The 22,410-nt window shown below is 71.7% G+C and carries 19 protein-coding genes and 1 pseudogene; 9 read left to right on the top strand and 11 right to left on the bottom strand.

Annotated elements, in window-relative coordinates; genetic code table 11:
• Positions 1-115 precede the first annotated feature (115 nt).
• Together thrS and WME76_RS30605 are read left to right on the top strand one after the other, a co-directional pair.
• Positions 116-1,315, top strand: a complete 1,200-nt coding sequence (gene thrS / locus WME76_RS30610) for a threonine--tRNA ligase (RefSeq protein WP_437955792.1) — start codon at positions 116-118, stop codon at positions 1,313-1,315.
• Between the two features lie 124 nt (positions 1,316-1,439).
• Entirely contained in the window at positions 1,440-2,873 is a 1,434-nt protein-coding gene (locus WME76_RS30605; protein ID WP_437955791.1) for a cytochrome P450, read from the top strand.
• 46 nt (positions 2,874-2,919) lie between these two features.
• On the opposite strand, the gene WME76_RS30600 is transcribed toward WME76_RS30605, so the two are convergent.
• Positions 2,920-4,239 (bottom strand): cytochrome P450, encoded by a 1,320-nt coding sequence (locus WME76_RS30600; RefSeq protein ID WP_437955790.1) that lies wholly within the window; start codon positions 4,237-4,239, stop codon positions 2,920-2,922.
• Between the two features lie 73 nt (positions 4,240-4,312).
• Positions 4,313-4,690 carry a Nif11-like leader peptide family RiPP precursor gene (locus WME76_RS30595; RefSeq protein WP_437955789.1) on the bottom strand — a complete coding sequence of 126 codons (378 nt, stop codon included), beginning with the start codon at positions 4,688-4,690 and terminating at the stop codon, positions 4,313-4,315.
• 298 nt (positions 4,691-4,988) lie between these two features.
• Here WME76_RS30595 and WME76_RS30590 point away from each other — a divergent pair, with 298 nt between their 5' ends.
• The 3 genes from WME76_RS30590 to WME76_RS30580 all read left to right on the top strand — a co-directional run bounded on the left by WME76_RS30590 (position 4,989) and on the right by WME76_RS30580 (position 7,719).
• Positions 4,989-5,555 carry a sugar O-acetyltransferase gene (locus tag WME76_RS30590; protein WP_437955788.1) on the top strand — a complete coding sequence of 189 codons (567 nt, stop codon included), beginning with the start codon at positions 4,989-4,991 and terminating at the stop codon, positions 5,553-5,555.
• 338 nt (positions 5,556-5,893) lie between these two features.
• Positions 5,894-7,159 (top strand): pectate lyase family protein, encoded by a 1,266-nt coding sequence (locus WME76_RS30585; protein WP_437955787.1) that lies wholly within the window; start codon positions 5,894-5,896, stop codon positions 7,157-7,159.
• A 236-nt stretch (positions 7,160-7,395) separates the two neighbouring features.
• A complete protein-coding gene (locus WME76_RS30580; RefSeq protein WP_437955786.1) occupies positions 7,396-7,719 on the top strand; it encodes a hypothetical protein in 324 nt (107 codons plus the stop codon).
• Positions 7,720-7,753: 34 nt separating this feature from the next.
• Here WME76_RS30580 and WME76_RS30575 read toward each other — a convergent pair whose 3' ends face one another.
• Positions 7,754-7,897 carry a hypothetical protein gene (locus WME76_RS30575; RefSeq protein WP_437955785.1) on the bottom strand — a complete coding sequence of 48 codons (144 nt, stop codon included), beginning with the start codon at positions 7,895-7,897 and terminating at the stop codon, positions 7,754-7,756.
• Between the two features lie 219 nt (positions 7,898-8,116).
• Here WME76_RS30575 and WME76_RS30570 point away from each other — a divergent pair, with 219 nt between their 5' ends.
• Both WME76_RS30570 and WME76_RS30565 read left to right on the top strand, forming a co-directional pair.
• Positions 8,117-9,448 (top strand): aminotransferase family protein, encoded by a 1,332-nt coding sequence (locus tag WME76_RS30570; protein ID WP_437955784.1) that lies wholly within the window; start codon positions 8,117-8,119, stop codon positions 9,446-9,448.
• Positions 9,449-9,558: 110 nt separating this feature from the next.
• A complete protein-coding gene (locus WME76_RS30565; RefSeq protein WP_437955783.1) occupies positions 9,559-10,386 on the top strand; it encodes a Uma2 family endonuclease in 828 nt (275 codons plus the stop codon).
• 84 nt (positions 10,387-10,470) lie between these two features.
• Here WME76_RS30565 and WME76_RS30560 read toward each other — a convergent pair whose 3' ends face one another.
• From WME76_RS30560 to WME76_RS30535, 6 genes are all read right to left on the bottom strand, one after another.
• A complete protein-coding gene (locus WME76_RS30560; RefSeq protein ID WP_437955782.1) occupies positions 10,471-11,751 on the bottom strand; it encodes an RNA polymerase sigma factor in 1,281 nt (426 codons plus the stop codon).
• 128 nt (positions 11,752-11,879) lie between these two features.
• Positions 11,880-12,329 (bottom strand): YciI family protein, encoded by a 450-nt coding sequence (locus WME76_RS30555; protein ID WP_437955781.1) that lies wholly within the window; start codon positions 12,327-12,329, stop codon positions 11,880-11,882.
• 198 nt (positions 12,330-12,527) lie between these two features.
• Positions 12,528-13,532: a tetratricopeptide repeat protein gene (locus WME76_RS30550; RefSeq protein WP_437955780.1), complete on the bottom strand. Its 1,005-nt coding sequence runs from the start codon at positions 13,530-13,532 to the stop codon at positions 12,528-12,530.
• Positions 13,532-15,142, bottom strand: a complete 1,611-nt coding sequence (locus tag WME76_RS30545; RefSeq protein ID WP_437955779.1) for a protein kinase domain-containing protein — start codon at positions 15,140-15,142, stop codon at positions 13,532-13,534. Before WME76_RS30545 ends, WME76_RS30550 begins: the two co-directional genes overlap by 1 nt.
• A 415-nt stretch (positions 15,143-15,557) precedes the next feature.
• Positions 15,558-16,232, bottom strand: coding sequence for a VTT domain-containing protein (locus WME76_RS30540; RefSeq protein ID WP_437955778.1), 675 nt, complete (start codon positions 16,230-16,232; stop codon positions 15,558-15,560).
• A 369-nt stretch (positions 16,233-16,601) separates the two neighbouring features.
• Entirely contained in the window at positions 16,602-18,128 is a 1,527-nt protein-coding gene (locus tag WME76_RS30535; RefSeq protein ID WP_437955777.1) for a deoxyribodipyrimidine photolyase, read from the bottom strand.
• 79 nt (positions 18,129-18,207) lie between these two features.
• On the opposite strand from WME76_RS30535, the pseudogene WME76_RS30530 reads away from it, so the two are divergent.
• Both WME76_RS30530 and WME76_RS30525 read left to right on the top strand, forming a co-directional pair.
• A pseudogene (locus WME76_RS30530) lies at positions 18,208-18,492 on the top strand (hypothetical protein); the annotation flags it as partial.
• A 154-nt stretch (positions 18,493-18,646) separates the two neighbouring features.
• Complete coding sequence (locus WME76_RS30525) at positions 18,647-20,767, top strand: S9 family peptidase (protein ID WP_437955776.1); 2,121 nt, start codon at positions 18,647-18,649, stop codon at positions 20,765-20,767.
• Positions 20,768-20,845: 78 nt separating this feature from the next.
• Here WME76_RS30525 and WME76_RS30520 read toward each other — a convergent pair whose 3' ends face one another.
• Together WME76_RS30520 and WME76_RS30515 are read right to left on the bottom strand one after the other, a co-directional pair.
• Positions 20,846-21,304 (bottom strand): response regulator, encoded by a 459-nt coding sequence (locus WME76_RS30520; protein ID WP_437955775.1) that lies wholly within the window; start codon positions 21,302-21,304, stop codon positions 20,846-20,848.
• 178 nt (positions 21,305-21,482) lie between these two features.
• On the bottom strand, positions 21,483-22,268 hold the full coding sequence (locus tag WME76_RS30515) for a TerC family protein (protein ID WP_437962170.1): 786 nt from the start codon (positions 22,266-22,268) through the stop codon (positions 21,483-21,485).
• Between the last annotated feature and the right edge of the window lie 142 nt (positions 22,269-22,410).

The following is a 22,410-nucleotide window of genomic DNA, read 5'->3' as shown; positions in this document are numbered from 1 at the left end:
TGTGCGTGCGGTGAACTGACGAACACACGAGAAACCAAGCCCCGCCGGAAAATCCGGACGGGGCTCGTCGCATTTCAGCGCTCCGTCCGGCCGGCCATCGCCGACGGAGACTGACATGCTCGACGAGGACGATCATCGTTATCTGGGCCAGCGCCTCGACCTGTTCCATTTCCAGGAGGAGGCGCCAGGCATGGTGTTCTGGCACGCGCGCGGCTTCGCGCTGGTGCGCCTCCTGGAGGAGGCGGTCCGGCGCCAGATGATGCGTGACAGCTATCAAGAGGTCCGCACGCCGCTGATCCTGCGGCAGGCGATCTGGAAGGCCAGCGGCCACTGGGACAACTTCTCTTCCAACATGTTCCGGCTCTCCGAGGAGGATCACGCGGCGGCCATCAAGCCCGTGAACTGCCCAGGTCACATGCAGATCGTGGCCCGCATGGCGCCGTCGTACCGGGATCTGCCGCTGCGGATCGGCGAGCTCGGCATGGTGCACCGGGACGAGCCGAGCGGCACGCTGCACGGCCTCTTCCGCCTGCGCCAGTTCACTCAGGACGACGGGCACATCTTCTGTGTCGAGGAGCAGATCGAGGCCGAGGTCGTGCGGTTCGCGAGCGCGCTCCGCGACTTCTATGCCGGCTTCGGCTTCCAGGACATGGCGGTCGGCTTCTCGACGCGCCCCGCCGAGCGCCACGGGAGCGACGCCGTGTGGGACCGGGCGGAAGCGGCGCTGTCCGCGGCGGCGAGGAGCGCGGGGCTCGATTACCGGGTGCAGCCCGGCGAGGGGGCCTTCTACGGGCCCAAGCTCGAGTTCGTGCTGCGCGACCGGCTCGGGCGGAGCTGGCAATGCGGGACGATCCAGCTCGATCTCGTGCTGCCGGAGCGCTTCGACATCACCTATGTCGATGCGTCGGGCGCGCGCCGGCGACCAGCCATCCTCCACCGCGCGTTGTTCGGCAGCGTGGAGCGCTTCCTCGGCATCCTGCTCGAACATTACCGGGGCGGGCTGCCGTTCTGGCTATCGCCCGAGCAGGTCGTCGTGGTGCCGGTGACAGACGCGCAGCGCGCCTATGCCGAGGAGGTCCTCCTGCGGCTCCGGGAGAAGGGGATACGCGCGATCCTCGACGCGGGCGACGATTCGCTCTCGCGGAAGATCGCCGTCGCGCACGCCGCCGCGATCCCGCTCGTCGCGGTGGTCGGCAAGCGCGAGGCAGAGCGCCGCTCCGTCGCGCTCCGGGAGCGGGAGGGCGGGCACCAGCGCGAGCTCCCGCTCGACGAGGCCGTCGTGGAGGTCGTGCGGCGGAGCGAGCTGCACGCCTGATCGGACGCGCGCCGGCGATCTTCCGGAACCAGACGTCGGCGCGCGTGTCGATCGTGTCCCCGGCGCCTTCGTGCACCCGGCCGGGGACAGCGCGACAACCCTCATGGACCCACGGAGCCACGCGATGGGAAACCTGCCGCCCGGGCCGAGGTCGTTCAGCCTCGTGGACTTCATCCGCACCGGATTCATCTCCCCCGAGCCGGTATTCAAGCGATATGCCGCCCAGTACGGCCCCACGTTTCGCGTGAAGTCGCCGAACGGGATGCTGACCATCACGGGCGATCCCGGGGCGATTCGCGCGATCTACACGGCGGATCCCGAGGTATTCGATGTCTGGGGCGTCGAGTTCACGGAGCCGGTCTTCGGGAGATCGTCGGTGGTGGTGACGACGGGCGCCCGGCACCGGCGCGACCGGAAGCTGCTCGGGCCGCCGTTCAGCGCCGGCGCGATGCGGGGTCACGGCAAGACGATCGCGGACATCAGCCTGGACGTCGCGTCGCGGTGGCGGCCGGGCCGCTCGTTCTCGATGCTCGCGGCGACCCAGGCGATCGCGCTCGACGTGATCGTCCGCGTGGTCTTCGGCGTGCGGGGCGAGGAGCGCATCGGCAGGACCCGCGAGGCCGTGCTCGGCCTCATCGGGTCGCTGAGCCCGAGCTTCATCGTCCTTCCCGCGCTCCGGCGCGATTTCGCCGGCTTCGGCCCTTACGCGCGCAACCAGCGCGCGACCAGGGCGCTCGACGCGCTGCTCGTCGAGGAGATCCGGGCGAGGCGCGCGGCGGGCGACGCCTCGCAGGACATCCTCGGGCTCATGATCAGCGCGCGCCACGACGACGGCGGCGGCATGACCGACGTGGAGATCGCGGAGCAGCTCCGCGCGATCCTGTTCGCGGGCCACGAGACGACGGCCATGTCCCTCGGCTGGGCGATGTACTGGCTGCACCGCGAGCCGGCCGTGCTCGCGCGGGTCGTCGACGAGATCGACGCGCTCGGCCCGGCCCCCGCGCCGGACGCGCTCGCGTCGCTGCCGTACCTGGAGGCGGTGTGTCTCGAGGCGCTCCGCATTCACCCGCCCGTGGTGGACGTCGCCCGGGTGGTGAAGAGGCCATTCCAGCTCGACGGCTACACCATCCCGGCCGGCGAAGCGGTCACGGCCTCTCCGCTGCTCCTGCACGGCCGTGAGGACCTCTATCCGTCGCCCGAGCGGTTCCGGCCCTCTCGCTTCCTCGATCGGAGGTTCTCTCCCTTCGAGTTCATCGCGTTCGGCGGCGGAGCCCGGCGGTGCCTGGGCGCGGCGTTCGCGATGGTCGAGATGAAGGTCGTCCTCGGCACGATCCTCGGAAAATACCGGCTCCGGCTCGAGAGCCAGGCGCCCATCCAGCACGTGCGCCGGGGGCTCACCATGGGGCCGAGCGGGGGTGTGGCGATGATCCTGGAGGGAGAGCGGGAAAGGCGCGCGGCGGAGCGGCGCGCTGCTGCGGTCCAGGGCAGCCAGGCAGAACCGGCGCTCCGGGATCCCGCCGCTCAGCCGCCGGCGCGGTGCCCCATGGGCTTCTCCTGAGCGCCGCTCGGGGGCACGCCGCCGAGCGGGGGACGCATCTCGACGTTCACGGAGCCACCGCGCTGTCGTGCGACCGTCGATCATCGGTCCTGCTGCGGCGCTCCGCGAGGATCGGCAATCCATCGCGCGGCACGAGCGGCCGCCGGCCGCCGACGCCCGCCTCGTAGCCCGCGGGCAGCTCGAACCGGAATTCCCGCACGAGCGCGGCCAGCATCAGCTTCATCTGCAGAAGGGCCGTCCGCTCGCCGATGCATTTGCGCATCCCGAGCCCGAAGGGGATGAACGCCGCCGACGGGCGCTCCTCGTGCAGCGGTGAGCCCGGCAGGAAGCGCTCCGGGAGGAACTCCTCCGGACGCTTCCAGTACCGCGGGAGCCTCTGCATGACATACGGGCTCACGAGCACCTCGTTCCCGGCGCTCACCGCGTGCGGCCCGTGGCGGAACTCCCGCCGCGCCTCGCGCGCCAGCACCCACACCGGCGGGTGCAGCCGCAAGGTCTCCAGCACCACCGCGGACAGCAGCGGGGCGCGCTCCACCGCCGCGCCCTGCGCGCCGATCCCGTCGAGCTCCTCCTCGAGGCTCCTGCGCGCCTCCGGGCGCTGCGCGAGCTCGTGGAGCGCCCAGGCCGACGCGGCGGCGGTCGGAACGTGCGTGACCAGCATCATGACGATCTCGTCGATCATGGCCTGCTCATCCATCAGCCCGGCGTCCACCGCGCGCACGAGCGGATCCAGCAGATCGGTCGAGCCGGCGTTGCCGGCGGCCCTGCGGTGCTCCGCCGCCTCCACGATGGACGCCGCGAGCGCCTCCCGGGCCCGGTCATAAGCCCCCTCGTCGTCCGCGGCGTGGCCCAGCCACGCTTCCACGCGGGGCAGCTCGGTCGCGATGCGCTCGACGACCCGCTCTCCCGCGTCCCCGAGGAGCAGCATCGACGCGCTCCGCAGGGCCATGTCCTCGAGCACCGGCAGCACCGCGCGCACCTCGCCGGTGCGCAGCCGCCCGAGCCCCTCGCGCGCCACGCGCTGGGCGGCTTCGACGCGCGCGCAGACCGCCTCCCGCTGGAACGCCGGCGCGAGCGCCCGCCGGCGCTCGAGGTGCTCGCTCCCCTCGAGGCGCGCGACGCTCCGCGGATACGCGTCCTGCATCCGGTGCGGCGGCGTCTTGTCCGTGAAGCCTTCCCGGTCCGAGAACACCCGGGTGATCGCGGCCGGATCCGAGACGGCAAAGCACGGCTGGAGCCCCAGCCGGAACCGGAAGAAATCGCCGTACGCCAGCGTGCCATCGAGCAGGAACGCGAGGGGATCCTCGCGGAACTCCGGCCAGGAGCCGTGCAAGGGGTGCCCTTTCGGACCGGGGGATGGGATCATGAAGGTCCTCCTGAGAGCGGAGAGCGGGGAGCCGTGGTTCGCGCGCAAGGTGGTGAGAGCGCGCCGGCGTTGTTCAGGACGACAGCAGGTGACCCGCGTCCGAGGGGGCGCGGAGGCTCAGGTACACCGCCGCGTGGCTGAGGTCCGAGGGCGCGCGGAGGCTCAGGTAGACGACCGGATACCCGAAGTCATAGGCCGAGCCGCCGGGCGCCGCGCGCACGTGCTCCTCGTACGCCCTCGCGAGGTCCTCCGCGGTGCACGAGCACCCCGCCTCGGCGGCGATCGCGAGGATGCGGGTCATGTCCCCGTCGGCCTCCGCCATCTTGTCCGCCAGGCGCTCGTCCACCTCGACCTGCGCCAGGAACGCACGCGCGTCGCTGCTCTGCACGTCTCCTGCTCTCGTTCCCTGATCCATGTGAGAGAGACCGATCGTCGCGAGTTGTCCGTTCATGTTGATGAGACCTCCTGTGGGGCCGCCCGAGGCCGCGGTACGGCGGCGGCGATATGCCGCGCGCTGTCCGCCGCCTCCCGGTCTCCCACCTTCAGAGCAGGTCCCGCGCCAGCGCCGCGAGCGCACGAAAGGGCCGATACACCACGCCCTCGCGGCGCGCGTTGTGCGTGAGATTGCGCGAGGCCGCGCGAGTTGAGCGAGATCCTGCGCAATCTGCGCAACCCGCGCGGCCGCTCCTGCTGGACCGGCCGCGCGGGCCGCGGTACTGGCGGCGCGTGCTCACCGACGAGGGAAGAGGATGAAGACCGAGAAAGAAAAGATGCTGGCGGGCGAGCCGTACGACTTCCGCGATCCGCAGCTCTGCGCCGAGCGGCGCCGCGCGCGCGACCTGTGCCAGGCGCTGAACGCGACCCGCGACGAGCAGCAGGACGAGCGCGCCCGCCTGATCCAGGAGCTGTTCGGCGCGCCCGTCGTCGCCTGGATCGAGCCGCCGTTCTACTGCGATTACGGCACCAACATCTCGCTGGGCGAGCGGGTGTTCTTCAACTTCAACTGCGTTGTCCTCGACGTCGGGCCGGTGCGCATCGGCAACAACGTCCTGTTCGGCCCCACGGTGCAGATCTACACAGTGAACCACCCGATGTCCGCGGCGGAGCGGCGCACGGGGGTGGAGTTCTCCCGCCCGGTGGACATCGGCGACGACGTGTGGATCGGCGGCGGCGCGATCCTCTGCCCGGGGGTGCGGATCGGCGCCGGCACGGTGATCGGCGCCGGCAGCGTCGTCACCCGGGATATCCCGGGCGGCGTGTTCGCCGCCGGCAACCCGTGCCGGGTTGTGCGCCAGCTCGACCCGCAAGGGACGTGAGGCGCGCCACAGGACGCTGATCCGGCGCCGCGCAGGCTCGCCGCGCCGGGGCCGAGCGGCGCGGGTCTGACGTCGTGCGGATCGCGGGGATCGAGCTCGTCCCCCTCGCCGCGCCTCTCGGTGCAGCGCCATTCGGCGCCGGGCCTCTGCGGGCGACGTCATGCGCGCCGCCTGGAGCACCTCGGATCGGTGTCAACCGCAGCTGTCAACACGTGTCAATCGCCGGTTGACGGCTCTCCCGACCGGGCGTCTCACCGGCCGGCTCGCATGGCGCTGGATCGTCGTGTGCATGGATCCGTCCAGCGCTCGACGTCATGAGCTGCTGATGAGAGGAACTCGTGAGCATCGAACAATTCAAGTGCCATGTCGGTGTCGCCATGAGGAGATCGACGATGTACGCGACCGCGGTGGCGTTCGGATGCGTGGCCCTCCTGGCCGCGTGCGGCGAGAGCGCGACGGACGACGGCGCGGAGCCCGATCCCGAGAGCGGCGTCACGCCCGGCGGCTCCTCGTCGAGCGGCAGCCCTGGCGCTGGAACGACCTCGGGCGGCGGCTCGGGCGCGACCTCCGGCGGTGGCCCGGGCGCCACGTCGGGCAGCGGTTCGGGCGCCACGACGTCGGGCAGCGGCTCGGGCGGCGGCTCGACTGGAGATCCCACCCTGGTGGGCTTCGCCGCCTACAGCGCCGATGGCCTGGACACCACGACCGGCGGCGCAGGCGGCGAGGTCGTGACCGTGACGTCCTACGCGGAGCTGGCCGCCGCCATCGGCGATCACACCCCGAGGGTGATCCGGATCTCGGGCACCATCGCGGGCCCTGCCGACGTCGAGATGCTGGACGTCGGCTCCAACAAGACCATCATCGGTCTGGGCACGAGCGCGACGATCGACGGCTTCGGCTTCGACATCAACGGCTGGACGCCGGATCTCGTCGCTGCGCACGGCGTCACGTGCGATCCCGACAAGGCGTCGCTCTTCACCCATGTCTCGAACGTCATCATCCGCAACCTGACCTTCATCAACTCGACGGACGACTCGATCAACGTCCAGTGCTACTCCCACCACGTGTGGGTGGACCACAACACGTTCCACGAGAGCTACGACGGCTCCGTCGACGTCAAGCGCGGGTCGGACTGGGTGACGGTCTCGTGGAACCACTTCGTCGAGACGGACAAGACCATGCTGCTGGGCCATGACGACAGCAACGGCCCGCAGGACACGGGGCGTCTGCACGTCACTTACCATCACAACTGGCTCGACCACACCGTCCAGCGGAACCCGCGCGTGCGCTTCGGCCAGGCGCACGTCTTCAACAACTTCGCGAACGAGATCAGCGACTACTTCATCGGCCTCGGCGCGGGCGCCTCCGTGCACGCGGAGGGCAACCACGTCGACACGGTGAAACGCACATCCAAGGATTACGGCGGGACCGACCTGACGTGGACAGACACCAACATCGTGGGCGAGACGCTGCACGGCGGGGTCGAGAACGGCAAGGGGTTCGACCCGACCGCGTACTACGCGATCCGCGCTGATCCGGCAGCCGACATCCCGGCCATCATCATGAGCCAGGCCGGCGCAGGGAAGCTGACCGGGATGGAGTAGCTCTCCGTGGGCTCGACGCCGATCCTGGAGGGGTCTGGCCGAACAGGTCGGTCACGAACCCGTACCGGTCGCCCCAGAACATGTCCCCGAGCGGCACCTCGACGGTCGAGCCCGCCTCGACCGCGCGCTTTCACCTCGCTGCGGCCAATGGAGAGCTGCCCGGCTTGTGATCCGGGCGAGCGGCTCCAGGATAGCCTTCCAGACAGACCCACGGCGCGAGGAGGCGCGAGAGAGCCATGCTGCAAAAGCCTATCGAAGGGGGTGCGTGTTTCCTGTGCGAGGCCAGCTCGGCGCGCTGGAACGACCCGGCGGCCGCCGGGGATCCGGCCCAGGCGGGCCGCGAGACGGAGGGGCTCTCGAGGCGGCTGGACGAGCTGAGGAGCGGGAAGTGCACCCCCGAGGACCTCCGGTCCCACCTCCTGCAGATGTGCGCGATGTGTCAGAAGGTGCTGATGGACGTGGGCGAGGGCGCGACGAAGGACGAGGTCATCTCCCGGCTGGAGTACCGCGTCGCCCGCCTCGGGGACGTGGCGCGGGCGGAAGCCGGGGCCGCGCGCTGAGGCGCCGGCGGGCGTCGCCCCGCCGCGCGGCGGCTCAGAAGCTCGCCTGGGGCGTGCTCTTCAGCGTCGCGTCGAGCGGGGCGACGCCCGCCGGCGGCTCGGCGTCGTGGGCCGAGCCGAACGCCATCTCGATCGAGAGGGCGAGCGACGTGCGAGCGAGGCGATAAGGACGGAACACGGCCTGCCTTTCCAGGCGATCTCGCGCAGCGCGGGGAGGCCGCTCGCGCCGCCCGGGCTTCAGAGGGCGACGGCGCCGCGCGACGGCGACGCTGCGCGGGAGAGCGCGGCGGAGCGCGCCGCCCGGAGCGGGAGCGGGCGAGCGGCGCGGGGAAAATCGCGTGCGAGGAGGTCGGTCCACCCTCTACGCTGGGCGCCTCCTCGAACCGCGAAGGTTGCCATGAGCGATGACATCGTCGAGCTGACCACGAAGCACACGTACGGCACCTGGCGCGCCCAGCGCGGCTGGAAGCCGATCCACGTCACCCGCGCGGAGGGCTGCGCCTTCTGGGACGCGGCCGGCAAGCGCTACCTGGACCTGTCGTCCCAGCTCATCTGCTCGAACCTCGGCCACCAGAACGAGGCCGTGATCGAGGCGATCTGCGCGCAGGCGAGGCAGCTCGCCTACATCAGCCCCGCGCACACGTGCGAGGTGCGGGCCAGGGCGGCGCAGAAGCTGCTCGAGGTGATGCCGAAGGGGCTCGACAAGTTCTTCTTCGCGACGTCGGGCACGGAGGCGAACGAGGCGGCGTTCAAGATGGCGCGGCTCACCACGGGCAAGCACAAGATCATCGCGCGCTACACGTCGTACCACGGCTCGACGGCGGGCTCGGTCGCGGCGACAGGCGACTTCCGCCGCTGGTTCATCGAGCCGGCGGGCAAGATCCCGGGCGTGGTGTTCGGCCCCGAGGTGAACTGCTATCGCTGCCCGCTCGGCCGGAGCTACCCCGAGTGCGGCGTCGCGTGCGCCGACTACCTGGCCTACATGATCGACCACGAGGAGAACGTGGCGGCGGTGCTCGTCGAGCCGATCGTGGGCACGAACGGCGTGCTCATCCCGCCGGCCGAGTACCTGCCGAGGATCGCGGAGGTCGCGCGCAAGCGCGGCGTGCTCCTCATCGCGGACGAGGTGATGAGCGGCTGGGGCAGGACCGGAAAGTGGTTTGCGGTCGATCACTGGGGCGTGGTCCCGGACATCCTGACGACCGCGAAGGGCGTGACGAACGCGGCCGCGCCGCTCGGGGTCGTCGCGACCTCCCGCGCGATCGCGGACTACTTCGACGACAACATGTTCGCTCACGGCCACACCTACGAGGCCCATCCGCTCACGCTGGCCCCCGTGATCGCGGCGATCGACGAGTACCGCCGGCTGGATCTCCTGAACCGCTCGACGAAGATGGGCGCGATCGTGGGCGAGAAGCTCCGCGCCCTGAAGGAGAAGCACCCCTCGATCGGCGACGTGCGCGGGCTCGGCCTCTTCTGGGCGGTGGAGCTCGTGAAGGACCGCGCGACGAAGGAGCCGTTCAACGTGCCGCAGGACAAGGCGGCCCGGCGGCCGCTCGTGGTCGACGCGGTCGTCGCCGAGGCGGCCAAGCGCGGGGTGTCCCTCATGGGCTGGGTGAGCCACCTGCTTGTGGCGCCGCCGCTCATCATCAGCGAGGCGGAGATCGACGAGGGGATCGCGGCGCTCGACGCGGCGCTCGACGTCGCGGATCAGAAGCTCGCGGCCTGAGGCGACGGGGGCGAGGCGGCCCCGCGCGGGCGGTCCTCGGGCCGGCACGACCCGGGGCGCCGCGAGCGGGGTGGGGTGGGGGGCTCGCGGCGCGTGCTATGCTGGCAGGCATGACGGCACGTACGAACGGCTTGCTGCCCCGTCCGCCCCGGAACACCGGGCCGATCGAGCTGCGAGACTTCGGCCCGACCGGCCGCCGGCTGGGCACCGAGGCCGACTGCTACGACGGCAGCCCGTGGGAGCTGCACCGCGGGGAGCTGATAGAGCAGATGGGGAGCAAGGATATCCACGGCATCGTGATGGCCCTCATCGCCGCGCTCTTCCGGACGCACGCGCGCGAGGGGCTCACCGTGATGACGGATGTCTATTGCGACCTCAGCGACCCGGGGGGGCCGTCGCTCCGGGCGCCGGACGTGGTGGTCGTGGGCGATCTGTCGTCGCCGCGGAACGACGCGTACCGCGGCAAGCCGGTGCTGGCCGTGGAGATCCGGGGCACGCAGTCGCGGCGTTACCTGGAAGAGAAGGTGAAGCTCTACCTGGAGCACGAGTGGCCGTGGGTATGGATCGCGCACGCGGAGCGGCGAGAGCTCGAGGTCGTGCGGCCGGGGACGGCGTCGATCACCTACCGGCCGGGCGCGGAGGTGCCGCTGCTGCCGGAGCTGGGCAAGCACGGCCTCGGCGCCGTGCCGGTCGCGGCGCTGTTCGAGGAGCGCGACGCGTCGCGGTTCACGGACGAGTGGGTGCAGGCGCGGGCCGAGGCGCGCACCCAGGCGCGCGCGATCCTCGCGGTGCTCTCGGCGCGCGGGCTCGCGGTGCCGGAGGTGGTGCGGGCCCGGGTGCTCGCGTGCGAGCAGCCGGCGTCGCTGGAGCGCTGGCTGACCAGCGCGGCGACGGCGGCGAGCGCCGAGGCGTTCGCAGCCGCGGTGGATCGGGGGTGAGCCGCTCTCCGCCGCCTGCCCGGCGAGACGGGCGGCGGCGCGGGGCACGCCTCCCGGGGATCGCCCCGCTGGCCGCGCCCGCCGTCACCGCGGCGGCGCCGAGCCGCCCGCGCACGCGGCGGCGCGCCCGAGGAGCAGCGCGCGCTCGCGGGCGTTGCGCGTGAGCGACGCCGCGCGCTCGAACTCCGCGCGCGCCTCGTCGAGGCGGCCGAGCTTCGCGAGCAGGTCGCCGCGCACGCTCGGCAGCAGGTGGTAGCTCGCGAGGGAGCGCTCCGACGTCAGCGCATCCACGACGGCGAGGCCCGCGGCCGGGCCGAACGCCATCGAGAGCGCGACGGCGCGGTTCAGCTCGACCACGGGGGACGGCGTGATCCGGGCGAGCGCCGCGTAGAGCGCCGCGATGCGCGCCCAGTCCGTCTCCTCCGCGGTCCGCGCGCGGGCGTGGCACGCGGCGATCGCGGCCTGGAGCGCGTACGGGCCGAGCGCGCCGCCGAGCGCCTCGGCGCGCTCGAGCGCCGCGAGGCCGCGGCGGATCAGCAGGTGATCCCAGCGCACGCGGTTCTGTTCGAGGAGCAGGATGGGCTCCCCCGACGGGCCGATCCGCGCCCTGGAGCGCGAGGCCTGGATCTCGAGGAGCGCGACGAGGCCGTGGACCTCCGGCTCCTTCGGGACGAGCTCGGCGAGGATGCGGCCGAGGCGGAGCGCGTCCTCGCAGAGCGCGGGGCGCATCCAGTCGTCGCCGGCGGTCGCCGAGTAGCCCTCGTTGAAGACGAGGTAGATGACCTGGAGCACCGACGAGAGGCGGGGGGCGAGCTCGTCGCCGCGCGGGACCTCGAAGGGGACGCGCGCCTCGGCGAGGGTCCGCTTCGCCCGGACGATGCGCTGGGCGACGGTCGGCTCCGGGACGAGGAACGCGCGCGCGATCTCGTCGGTCGTCAGGCCCCCGAGCAGGCGGAGGGTGAGCGCGACCTGCGCCTCGGTCGAGAGGACCGGGTGGCACGCCGTGAACACGAGGCGCAGGAGGTCGTCGCCGACGTCGTCGTCGAGCGCGGCGTCCAGATCCGGCGCGGCCTGCGCCTGCTGGGCCTCGATCTCGTGGCCGAGCTCCTCGTGCTTGCGCTCGAGCCGCTTGTGCCGGCGGAGCTCGTCGATCGCGCGGCGCTTCGCGGTGGCCATGAGCCACGCGCCCGGGTTGTCCGGGACGCCTGACTCGGGCCACCGCTCGAGCGCGGCGACGAGCGCGTCCTGGGCGAGCTCCTCGGCGAGGCCCACGTCGCGCACCATCCGCGCGAGGCCGGCGATGAGCCGGGCCGATTCGATCCGGAAGACCGCGTGGATCGCGCGATGCACATCGGGGGCCGTCACGGCGGCCGATCAGAGCACCTTCCTCCGCCGGCGCAAGCCCTCCGTCCGCCGGGGCAGGGCGCTCCGCCGGGGCAGGGCGCTCCGCCGGGGCAGGGCGCTCGGCCGGGGCGACCCCGCGCGCGCCGCGGCTACTGCTTCCCGGACGACTCCCCGCGCAGGCGCTCCTCGGTCTGCGCGCGCAGGCGCTCCTCCTGCTCCCGGAGCTCGGGCGTGAGCGCGGGGCCGAAGTCCTCTGCCGTGAACACCTGGCGAATCTCGATCTCGGACTCCTCGAGCATCGGGTTGGGGCAGCGCTTCACCCACGCGATCGCCTCTTCCTTCGACTTCACCTCCCAGATCCAGTAGCCGGCGATCAGCTCCTTCGTCTCGGTGAAGGGCCCGTCGATGACGGTCCGCTTGTCGCCGGAGAACCTGACGCGCGCGCCCTTCGCGCTCGGGTGGAGGCCGTCGCCCGCGACCAGGATGCCGGCCTTGACCAGCTCCTCGTTGAACTTCCCCATCTCGGTGAGGAGCTGCTCGCCCGGCATGACGCCCGCTTCGCTGTCCTTGGTGGCCTTGATCAGGATCATGAATCGCATGGTCGTGTCTCCTTGCTTCCGTGGTGGTGGAGCTGGGCTCCGGAGGGTCTCTGGCCCGGGGTGAACCCTGGCTTCATCGTCACGACGAACGGGGGACGGCGGGATCGACACGCCGGGCGATCTTTTTTTGCGGTGACGATAAGCTGGCGAAACGATTGAAAATTATCTGCTCGCCCGCCCGCTGGTCGCACCGGGATCTCAGAAGCGGCTGCGCAGCAGCGCGCCGCCGCCGCCCGGCAGGATCGCGGGCGTGAGGGCGACCGAGGTGCCCTGCTCTGGCGCCGTCAGGAGGAGCACCACGCCAGCGCCGATCCCGGCGAGCCCGAGGACGCCGAGCACGGTGCCTGTGGTGGTGAGCGTCTGACCCTGTGAGCGGAGGGACATGCCGCTCTCGCTGCACTGCGAGGGCGTCGGGCATTCCTTCTCGAGGTCGCCCTTCGTGCCGAGCGCGAGCCCGCCCATGATGAGGCTCCCGCTCACGGCCGCGACGCCGACGCCGCCGACCACGAAGGCGAGCGTGCGCAGGCCGCTGGATGCGGCGCCGGAGGCGTCGTGGGGAGGAGGCAAGGAGGCCTGCGGCGCGGCGGACTCGGGGGCTAGGGCCGGCGCGACGGCGGCCGGCGCGACGGTCGGCGGCTCGAGGCGGACGCCCTTGCGCGCCCCTTCGCCGAGCGACACGCGCGCCTCGGTCTGCCGGCCGTCTGCCCACCTCGCGACGATCACGTGGTCCCCGGGATCGACCGGGAGCTCGCTGCCGACGCTGCCTTGCGACAGCGGCGCTTCATCGAGGCGCAGCTCCGCGGGCGCCGGCGCGCCCTGCGCGAGCTCGATCACCACCCTGGGCAGGCGCGGCGCGAGCTCCGCGAGGCGCTGCTGGGTGACGGGTAGACGGGGGTCGCTGGGCTCCAGCTGCGGCAGCAGCTCCTTGTAATGCCGCGTCGCGCTGGCGATCTGCCCGAGCTCGGCCTCGCACTGCGCGAGGTTGAACAGGGTGCCGCGGGCCGGATACGTCTCCTGGCTCTTGCGGAAGAGCGGGATCGCGCGGGCGCAGTCCCGCGCCTCCACGGCCGCGCGGCCCTGCTCGAAGAGCGCCTGCGCGTCGGCCTTGGCGTTGCTGGGCTGCGCGGCCGCCGCATGGCTCATCGCGCAGACGAGGGCCAGCGAGAGAACGCTCCGTCGAGCGGCGAGATACGTTGTTCGCATCAATCCCACTTGTCTCCCATGTCGGGCGTCTTGCTCGCACCGGCGCGCGATGGCTGTTTGACCGGCAGCGCGGCGGTCGCGCTTGGCTTCGGCTGCGAAGCGATCGCGCTCGGCTTCGGCTGCGAAGCGATCGCGCTCGGCTTCGGCTGCGCTGCGGTCGCGCTCGGCTTCGGCGGCGCTGCGGAAGCTCCTGCGAGCTTCGCGTCGGCTCCGGCCGGAGCGCTCGCGACGGGCGCTGTCCTGGCCGGAGGCGCAGGGGGCTCGGTCTCGGCGGCAGCCATGGTGGGCGTCACCGTCACCGCGCCGGGGGACGCCGACGCAGGCTCGGGCGTCGGGATCGAGGCCGTCGGCGCGCCGCTGTCCGCGGGCCCGCTCGCCGTCAGGCGCCACACCAGGATGAACCCGGCCAGGGCGAGCGCGCCGGCGGCGCCGGCGAGCAGCGCCACGCGGCTGCGCGGCGCGCGCGTCCGCGTCGTGTTGCCCCAGGATGCGTGCGGCAGCGTCGCGTGCGCCGTCCCCGCCGCCTCGCCGCCCGGCGACGACGGCGCGCCGGCGCGAACCGGCATGGGCTCCGTCATGGCCTCGGGCGCGATGGGGGCCTCGCCCCGTGCGGGCGACGACGCGCCGAGCGCGCCGGAGGGCCCAGCGGCCGGCGGGTACCCGGCGCGGGCGGCGGGCTCCGGCAGGAGCCGATCGATGCTCTCGAACGAGAGCCTCGCGCGCTGCGTCCCGAAGGGCGCGAGCACGCGGCCGATCTCGGTCACGCTCTGGACGCGGACCGCCGGGTCCTTCGTGAGGCACCGGCCCACGAGCGCGCCCACGGCCGGCGGCAGATCCGGCCGCAGGGTCAGGATGGAGGTGGGCGTGTCCATCATGATCGCCGCCGTGACCGCGGTGATGCTGTCGCCCTCGAACGGGTGCCGCCCCGTGAGCATGCGATACAGGATCACGCCGAGAGCCCAGATGTCCGTGCGCACATCCGCGTATTTCAGGCTGCGAATCTGCTCGGGCGACATGTAGTGGATCGAGCCCATGATGAGGCCCGTCGCGGTGAGGCTCGCTTCCTTGACGGAGTCGCCGGTGGCGATGAACTTCGACAGTCCGAAGTCGAGGACCTTGAGGAGGGGAGTCCCGTCGGGGCGGCGGGTGAGGAAGAGGTTCTTCGGCTTGAGGTCGCGGTGGATGATGCCGCGCGCGTGCGCCTCGGCGAGCGCCTCGCAGGCCTGGAGGAGGTAGTCGGCGGCCTCGGCGAGCGGGAGGGGGCCGCGGGTCTGGAGCACCTGGCCGAGATCGTCGCCGGTCAGGTACTCGAGCACCATGTAGGCCGCGCCCGAGTCCAGCGTGCCGACATCGATGACGCGCGCGATGTGCTGTCCGTCGAGGGCGGCGGCGGCGCGGGCCTCGCGGAGGAAGCGGGCGCTGGCGTCGGGGAGCGCGGCCGCCTCCGGGAGGAGGAACTTGATGGCGACGCGGCGCTCCAGGACGAGGTGCCACGCCGCGAGGACCACGCCCATGCCGCCGGCGCCGAGCACGCGCTCGATGCGGTACTTGCCCGCGAGGACGTCGCCGGCAACGGGGACGCCGGAGGGGACCGCGGGGTGCTGCTGCATGGTGGGAGGAGAGGGTAGCCGGGGGGTGGTGAGGAGTACAAGAGGAGGCGGCTAAACGAGGAGGTCGGGCCGGCGAGGCCGCGATCGCAGGCGGCGCCTGATGCCCACGGTGGAAGCGCCCGGCGGGCCCGTGAACGTCAGCGAACGTCAGCAGGTCTTCCTCTTCGACCGCTTGGCTGACGCCCGAGGACACGCTTTCATCGGTGCCCGCCTGGCCCGCCTGATCCACGCGCGCGTTCGTCGGCGTCCGCTATCGTGTATCGTGTGCACGTGGCCGCCCAGGTGCTCTCATCGATGTTGCCATCATGTGGAGTCGACCGGCCACGCCCGTCCAGCTGGCTTGATGGCAGCGGGGTTGTCTGGAGCCCGATTCCTCGGCTTCTGCCGGGCGACCGGGGGGCGGCTTTCGCCCGGCCTACGGCTCGGCTCCGAGCCGCTCGGGGCCCTTCTTCTGCTGGAGCCGGTGCTTGATGGCCCCGAAGAGGACGGGCGCCACCGAGACGAAGATGATCAGGTAAACCACCCGCTCGATCTGCTTCGCGTCGAAGATCTTGCCAAGGAAGTACCCGAGGAAGGTCATCGAGAAGACCCAGAGAACGCCGCCCGCCACGTTGAAGATCGCGAAGCGCCGGTAGGCCATCTGGCCCACGCCCGCAACGACCGGCGCGAACGTCCGCGCGAACGGCATGAAGCGCGCCAGGATGATCGTCTTGCCGCCGTGCTTCTCGTAGAACTTCTGCGTCGCGATCAGGTGATCCTTGCGGAACAGCAGCGACTGCTCGCGCGTGAAGATCTTCGGCCCGGCGCGCCGGCCGATCGAGAACCCCACCGCGTCGCCGATGATCGCCATCGCCATCAGCGTGACGTTCATCAGGAGCAGGTTCTGGAAGTTCGTCAGGTTGAGCGGGTTGATGAGCCCCGCGTTGACGAGCACCCCGGCCGTGACGAGCAGCGAGTCGCCGGGAAGGAAGAACCCGATGAGCAGCCCCGTCTCGGCAAAGATGATGATCATCAGGACGGGGTAGCCGCCCCACTCGAGGAGCGACTCGAGCTCCCTCAGCCTGCTGAAAAATTCACGGAGGAGTTCCACGCCCGCTCGATAGCTCACCCCGGCGGCCGCGTCGAACCCCGCGTGCGCCCCCGCGCCGACCCCCCGCCGCCCGCAGCGCTCCCGGCGTCCGGCGCGGCCGCGCCAGCGTCGACGCCGGCCGAGGGGCGCCCGTCGACCCGCGGCGCTGCGCCGCGCCCTCCGGACCTAAGGAATCCCCTCATCTTGCAGCCATTTTCAGCGGGAAAATTGAACAGCGAGGCGGGGAGACGGGGAGTATTGGAAGATTTTCCTCCCCGCCTCCCCGCCTCCCTGTTCAATTTTCCCAAAGAATTCGAGGGGATGCCTCAGCCCGGAACCCCGGGGCGAGCCCCCGCGCCTCACGCCCGGCGCCGGCGGTGGTCGCGCGCGCTACGTCGCATACCGCGCCAGGTACTCCTTGAGGTGCAGCTTCCGGGCCGTGTTCTCGGACGACATGTAACGTACCGTGCCAAAGATCTCCCGCTCGGGGCCCCAGGCCCGATCGTAGCGGCCGAGCACCCAGAAGATGCCCGAGTAGGAGTTCGGATCGCGGCCGTCGAGCGCATAGCGGTTGTTGAGCTCGACCATCACCTCCAGCGCCTCGCGCGGGGTCGGCGACCACTCCAGGATCTTCTTGCCCCAGAGCATCCGCAGGTAGTTGTGAATCCGCCCCTCGCGGAGGAGCTCGCGCTGCGACGCGTTCCAGATCCGGTCGTACGTCGCCCCGGCCGCGAGCGCCTCGAGCGAATAGACGCGCGGGCGCCTGTCGCGCTCGTGCTTCTTCAGCGTCGCGAGCGCCCAGTCCGGAAGAGACTCGTAGTCGGTCGGGTCGCGCTTCCACGAGAGGCGCGGGCCGTCGCCCTCGCTCGCCCCCAGCGCGAAGGCGTTGAACCCGATCTCACGCCACGTGACGAGCTGCTCGAGGAACGCCTCGGCCGAGGGGCTCATCCCCCAGAACCCCTCGCGGCTGCCGCTCGGCCGCTTCACGCCGTCGTCCGGCAGGCCGAGCCGGTCGAGCCGGAAGCCCTCGCGCCGGGCGACGGCGGCGAACACCTCGTGCGCCGCGAGGTGGCCGAAGTGCAGGTACGGCGACAGGCCGCTCGCCGCGCCGGCGTCCGGGTGATCGCGGTCGTCCAGGTAGCGCGGGAGCCGCTCCGAGACGAAGCGCGCGAGCTCCTCGCCGGCCGCCTCGGGGCCGCCCCGGCGGGGCACCGGCGCGACGGCGTGATCGATGGGGAGCGCCGCGAGCGCGGCCGGGTCGCCCCCGAGCAGCGCCGGCGAGGCCGCGGGCCACCGCCGCGCGATCGCGCGGGGGAGGGGAGCCGCCGGCCGGAGCCGCGCCTTCTTCAGCGGATCGGCCGCGGGCAGCGCGCCGAGGTGATCGCCGATCACCCGCTGCCAGAAGATGCGGAACGAGCGCGCCGTCGTGAACACCCGATCGGCCGCGCGGACCGGCAAGAGGCCGTTCGAGTCCACCTGCTCGAGGCGGACCGGCGCCTGCCGCGCCGCCGAGGCGACCATCCGGGGGAGAAAGAAGCACGGGTAGTCGTCCGTCACCACCACGCAGGCCCGCGCCGCGAGCGCGGCGAGCAGGCCCTTGCCCGCCCCCTCCGCCGGCTCGACGTAGGGGTGATACAGCGCGCCCGCCGCCGCGAACCGGCGCGCGTTGTCGGCCATGCCGTCGATCACGAAGCGATGGAGCCTGTCGCTCGCCCAGCGGTAGCCGCACCGGAGCGCCTCGAGCACGACGAGCGGCCGATCGAGCTCCGTCGCCCAGGCGATCGCGCGCTCCAGGCCGAAATTGTGGCGTGTCCGGCGACTCGCGATCATCCAGTAAAGGACGTGATCGCCGCCCTCGCGCACGGGCAGGGCGTTGCGGGTGCGGATCCGGAGATCAGGGACGCTGCTCGCGATCACGCCGGGCTCCTAGCACGGCCCGGCCCGGGGCGCGCAGGGCGACCTGGAATCGCGCACGAAGCGGCGCGAGGGCGGCCGGACCCGGATCCGCGTCATCCCGATGAGCGGTATCACGCTCGAGGGCGTGCGGTTCCTGCACAGCCTCGCGCGCATGAACCGGGATCCACGCCGCGTGCTCGCCCAGGCGCGGCGCGCCGACCACCACAAGACGACGGTGGTGAACTGGCTCAACCCGCCGGACCAGTCGCCGCTCGAGACAACCATCGGATACGAGCAGGTCGCCATCGAGATCACCGAGCAAGCCGCCCTGTCCGAGCCCGATCCATACCTCGCGCAGGTCCATCGCTTCGGCATGCTCGAGGAAGCGGCCTGACGCGCGGTCCATCACCGCGGCGCGACGCGGGGCGACGCGGCGCGACACGGTGATGGACCGGCCCGCGGGATCTGGGTATGACGCTCGGCGCGCGGACGCGGCGCATGTGGGGTGCGGCCGCCGGCTCCGCGCGTCGGGTGAATCCATGAACCTGCCCCAGAAGCTCCGAACGCTGTTCCTGCTGCCCCTCGCCGCGCCGCTCGCCTGCGGCGGCGCTCCGGCGCCCGCACCGGCGCCGCCGCAGGAGGCCGCCGCGCCGCCGCCCCCGGCAGCCGCCCCGGCAGCCGCCGCGCCCGCCGCGCCGGCGAAGGAGGCGCCGCGCGCCGACCCGTCGCTCATGCCCAGGCGCCTGCTCTTCGGCAACCCGGATCGCATGTCCCCCAAGATCAGCCCGGACGGCCAGCGGCTCGGGTTCCTCGCCCCCTCCGAGGGCGTGCTCAACGTGTGGGTCGGTCCGGCCCAGGATCCGAAGGCGGCCCAGCCGGTCACGAAGGAGAAGAGCCGCGGCATCCGGACCTTCCTGTTCCCCTACGCGAGCGATCATGTCCTCTACCGCCAGGACAAGGGCGGCGACGAGAACTGGCATATCTACGCCGTCGAGCTCAAGACCGGCCAGATCAAGGACCTCACGCCGTTCGAGGGCATCGCCGCGCAGATCGAGGGGGTGAGCCAGAAGATCCCGAACGAGGTCCTGATCGGCATGAACGATCGGGACAAGAAGCACCACGACCTCTACCGCGTCGACATCCGCACCGGCGAGCGCAAGCTCGTGCGGCAGAACGACGGCTTCGCGGGGTTCGTCGCCGACGACGACTTCAAGGCGCGGTTCGCGATGCGGATGACGCCCGACGGAGGCCACGAGTTCCTCGACGTCACCGGCAAGGAGCCGAAGCCGTTCGTCGCGTTCGGGCCGGAGGACGCCGTCACGAGCAGCGTGCTCGGCCTCGACGCGGCCGGCAAGACGCTCTATTTCCGGGACAGCCGCGGCCGCGACACCTCCGCGCTGGTGACGCTCGATCTCCGGACCGCGAAGCCCACGGTGCTCGCCGAGGACGCGAAGGCCGATGTCTCCGGCGTCATCCGCCACCCGAAGACGGAGAAGGTCCAGGCCGTGGCCTCCGAGTACGAGCGCAAGCGCTGGCAGGTGGTCGACAAGGCCATCCAGCCGGACCTCGACGCGCTGCGCGCGGTCGCCGACGGCGAGCTGGACGTGCTGAGCCGCTCGCTCGACGACAGGCGCTGGACGGTCGGTTACACGGTCTCCGACGGCCCGGTCCGGTACTACCTCTACGACCGCGGCACGAAGAAGGCGACGTTCCTCTTCTCGAACCGGCCAGCGCTCGAGTCGCAGCCGCTCGCGAAGATGCGGCCCGTGGTCATCAAGGCGCGCGACGGCCTCGATCTCGTGAGCTACCTGTCGCTGCCGCGCGCCGCCGACCCCGACGGGGACGGCAAGCCGGACAGGCCGCTCTCGACGGTGCTCCTCGTCCACGGCGGCCCCTGGGCGCGCGACACCTGGGGCCTCAACGGGATGCACCAGTGGCTCGCGAACCGCGGCTACGCCGTGCTGAGCGTCAACTACCGCGGGTCGACCGGCTTCGGGAAGAAGTTCGTCAACGCGGGCAACCTCGAGTGGGCCGGCAAGATGCACAGCGACCTGCTCGACGCGGTGGACTGGACGGTGGCGCAGGGCATCGCCGACAAAGCCCGCGTGGCGATCATGGGCGGCAGCTACGGCGGCTACGCGACGCTCGTCGGCCTGACCTTCACGCCCGAGACCTTCGCCTGCGGCGTCGACATCGTCGGCCCGTCGAACCTCGTGACCCTGCTCGAGTCGATCCCGCCCTACTGGGCGCCGATGCTCGAGCTCTTCGCCAAGCGGGTCGGCGACCCCCGCACCGAATCCGGCCGCGACCTCCTGCGCTCCCGATCGCCGCTCTACCTCGCCGACAAGATCAAGCGGCCCCTCCTCATCGGCCAGGGCGCCAACGATCCGCGCGTGAAGCAGGCCGAGAGCGATCAGATCGTCAAGGCGATGACGAGCAAGGGGATCCCGGTGACCTACGCGCTGTACCCCGACGAGGGCCACGGCTTCGCCCGCCCGGAGAACGCGCTGTCGTTCAACGCGATCGCCGAGACGTTCCTCGCGCAGTGCCTCGGCGGCTCCTACCAGCCGGTCGGCGACGACTTCAAGGGGTCGAGCGTCACCGTCCCCGTCGGCGCCGAGGTCGTCCACGGCCTCTCGGCGGCGCTCCCCGGGCGCTGATCCCCGGCCGGGGGTCCAGCGCGCATCCGCCACCGTCCTGGGGCCGCGGCGCGGGCCGCCGCGGCCAGGGGGCCGGCCCTACGTCCGCTGCGTGGACGGGGGCCGCGCGCTCCGCCGCGATCCGGGCTCGCTCGCCGCGGGCATGCTCGAGAGGTCGTCGAGCGTCTCGAGGAGCTGCTCCAGGTCGAACGGCTTGTTGATGATCCTCGTCGCGTCCGGGTGGTTCGGGTCGATGCAGAAGCCCGGATCGCTGAGCGCGGTCACGAGCACGACCGGCACCGCCATCCCCTCGGCCGCGAGCGTCTCCATGAGGTGCGGCCCGTCCATGAACGGCATCACGCAGTCGAGGACGAGCGCGTCGGGCGGCGCCTTGGTGCGCAGCCGCTCCAGGGCCTCGAGCGGATCGGTGTAGCCCTCGACGTCGTACCCCTCCGCCAGCAGCACCTCTTCCAGCGTCTCGACGATCGCGTCGTCGTCGTCGACGATGACGATGCGCCGTCGCCGCCCTCGTTCTGCGTCTCCTTGCTCGTCGCTCACGCTCACCTCGGTGGAGAACCCCGGTGTCACTTCTGGGACCGGCCGCTGTCGCCGTCGACCCTCGGACGCCCCGTCTGTGCGAATTGTTTACAGGCTCTCCCGGAGCTCGCGCCAGCGGTCCCGGTCTCCGCCGCCCGTTTGGCCCTTCGTTGGCCGGGCGCGCCGGGCGCGCGCAGCCTCAGGACCTCGGCTGAGGCTGCTCACCCGGGGGCAGGAGATCCGGAGAGCTCGGCAACCTCGTGTGGAGCTGGACAGGCTTCTGGCGCAGCCGGAGGCGCATGTTGATGAGCTCGACGCCCAGCGAGAAGGCCATGGCGAAGTAGATGTAGCCCTTGCTGATGTGCTGGCCCATGCCGTCGGCCACGAGCACCACGCCGATGAGGAGCAGGAAGCTCAGCGCGAGGATCTTCATGCTCGGGTGGCGCTGGATGAAGGCGCCGATGCGCCCGGCGAAGACGAGCATCACGCCCACGGCGATGAACATCGCCACCATCATGATGGAGACGTGCTGCGCCATGCCGACCGCGGTGATGACCGAGTCGAGCGAGAACACGATGTCGAGCAGCACGATCTGCGCGATGACGGAGGGAAAAGACGCCCTCACCTTCGGCTGGTCGTCCCTGTGCTCCTCGACCTCGAGCTTGTCGAACATCTCGTGGGTCGCCTTGCCGATCAGGAACACACCGCCGCCGAGCAGGATCAGGTCACGCCCGCTGAAGTCGTGTCCCAGCAGGCTGAACAGCGTGGCCTTGAGCCCCATCACCCACGAGATCGCGAGCAGGAGGAGCAGCCGCATGCCGAGGGCGAGCAGGAGCCCGATCCGCCGGGCGACCGGTTGCCTCTCCGGCGGCAGCTTTGCCGTCATGATGGAGAGGAAGACGATGTTGTCGATTCCAAGGACGATTTCCAGCGCGCTGAGGGTCGCGAGCGTGATCCAGCCATCGGCGTGAAGAAAGGCGCTCATGTCAGGCATCGGGGTGACCCTCTGTAGCATGAGGCGCCGCGGCTGCCTGCAACGTCATCGTCACGACCGCTCCTCTCCCTGGCGCGGCACCCCGCGAGATCCCAGGGCAATCTCGCTCGCGCATTCAGGGAACCTCGCAAAC

This window comes from Sorangium sp. So ce119, from assembly GCF_051524405.1.
Classification (GTDB): Bacteria; Myxococcota_A; Polyangia; order Polyangiales; family Polyangiaceae; genus Sorangium; species Sorangium cellulosum_G.
This window is presented reverse-complemented; position numbering and strand designations above follow the sequence as displayed.

Bases quoted from the DNA above. Each gene is read 5' to 3' on its own strand.
- thrS (WP_437955792.1), top strand. From the start codon at position 116: ATGCTCGACGAGGACGATCATCGTTATCTGGGCCAGCGCCTCGACCTG.
- WME76_RS30605 (WP_437955791.1), top strand. From the start codon at position 1,440: ATGGGAAACCTGCCGCCCGGGCCGAGGTCGTTCAGCCTCGTGGACTTC.
- WME76_RS30600 (WP_437955790.1), bottom strand. From the start codon at position 4,239: ATGATCCCATCCCCCGGTCCGAAAGGGCACCCCTTGCACGGCTCCTGG.
- WME76_RS30595 (WP_437955789.1), bottom strand. From the start codon at position 4,690: ATGAACGGACAACTCGCGACGATCGGTCTCTCTCACATGGATCAGGGA.
- WME76_RS30590 (WP_437955788.1), top strand. From the start codon at position 4,989: ATGAAGACCGAGAAAGAAAAGATGCTGGCGGGCGAGCCGTACGACTTC.
- WME76_RS30580 (WP_437955786.1), top strand. From the start codon at position 7,396: ATGCTGCAAAAGCCTATCGAAGGGGGTGCGTGTTTCCTGTGCGAGGCC.
- WME76_RS30570 (WP_437955784.1), top strand. From the start codon at position 8,117: ATGAGCGATGACATCGTCGAGCTGACCACGAAGCACACGTACGGCACC.
- WME76_RS30565 (WP_437955783.1), top strand. From the start codon at position 9,559: ATGACGGCACGTACGAACGGCTTGCTGCCCCGTCCGCCCCGGAACACC.
- WME76_RS30555 (WP_437955781.1), bottom strand. From the start codon at position 12,329: ATGCGATTCATGATCCTGATCAAGGCCACCAAGGACAGCGAAGCGGGC.
- WME76_RS30550 (WP_437955780.1), bottom strand. From the start codon at position 13,532: ATGCGAACAACGTATCTCGCCGCTCGACGGAGCGTTCTCTCGCTGGCC.
- WME76_RS30545 (WP_437955779.1), bottom strand. From the start codon at position 15,142: ATGCAGCAGCACCCCGCGGTCCCCTCCGGCGTCCCCGTTGCCGGCGAC.
- WME76_RS30525 (WP_437955776.1), top strand. From the start codon at position 18,647: ATGAACCTGCCCCAGAAGCTCCGAACGCTGTTCCTGCTGCCCCTCGCC.
- WME76_RS30515 (WP_437962170.1), bottom strand. From the start codon at position 22,268: ATGAGCGCCTTTCTTCACGCCGATGGCTGGATCACGCTCGCGACCCTC.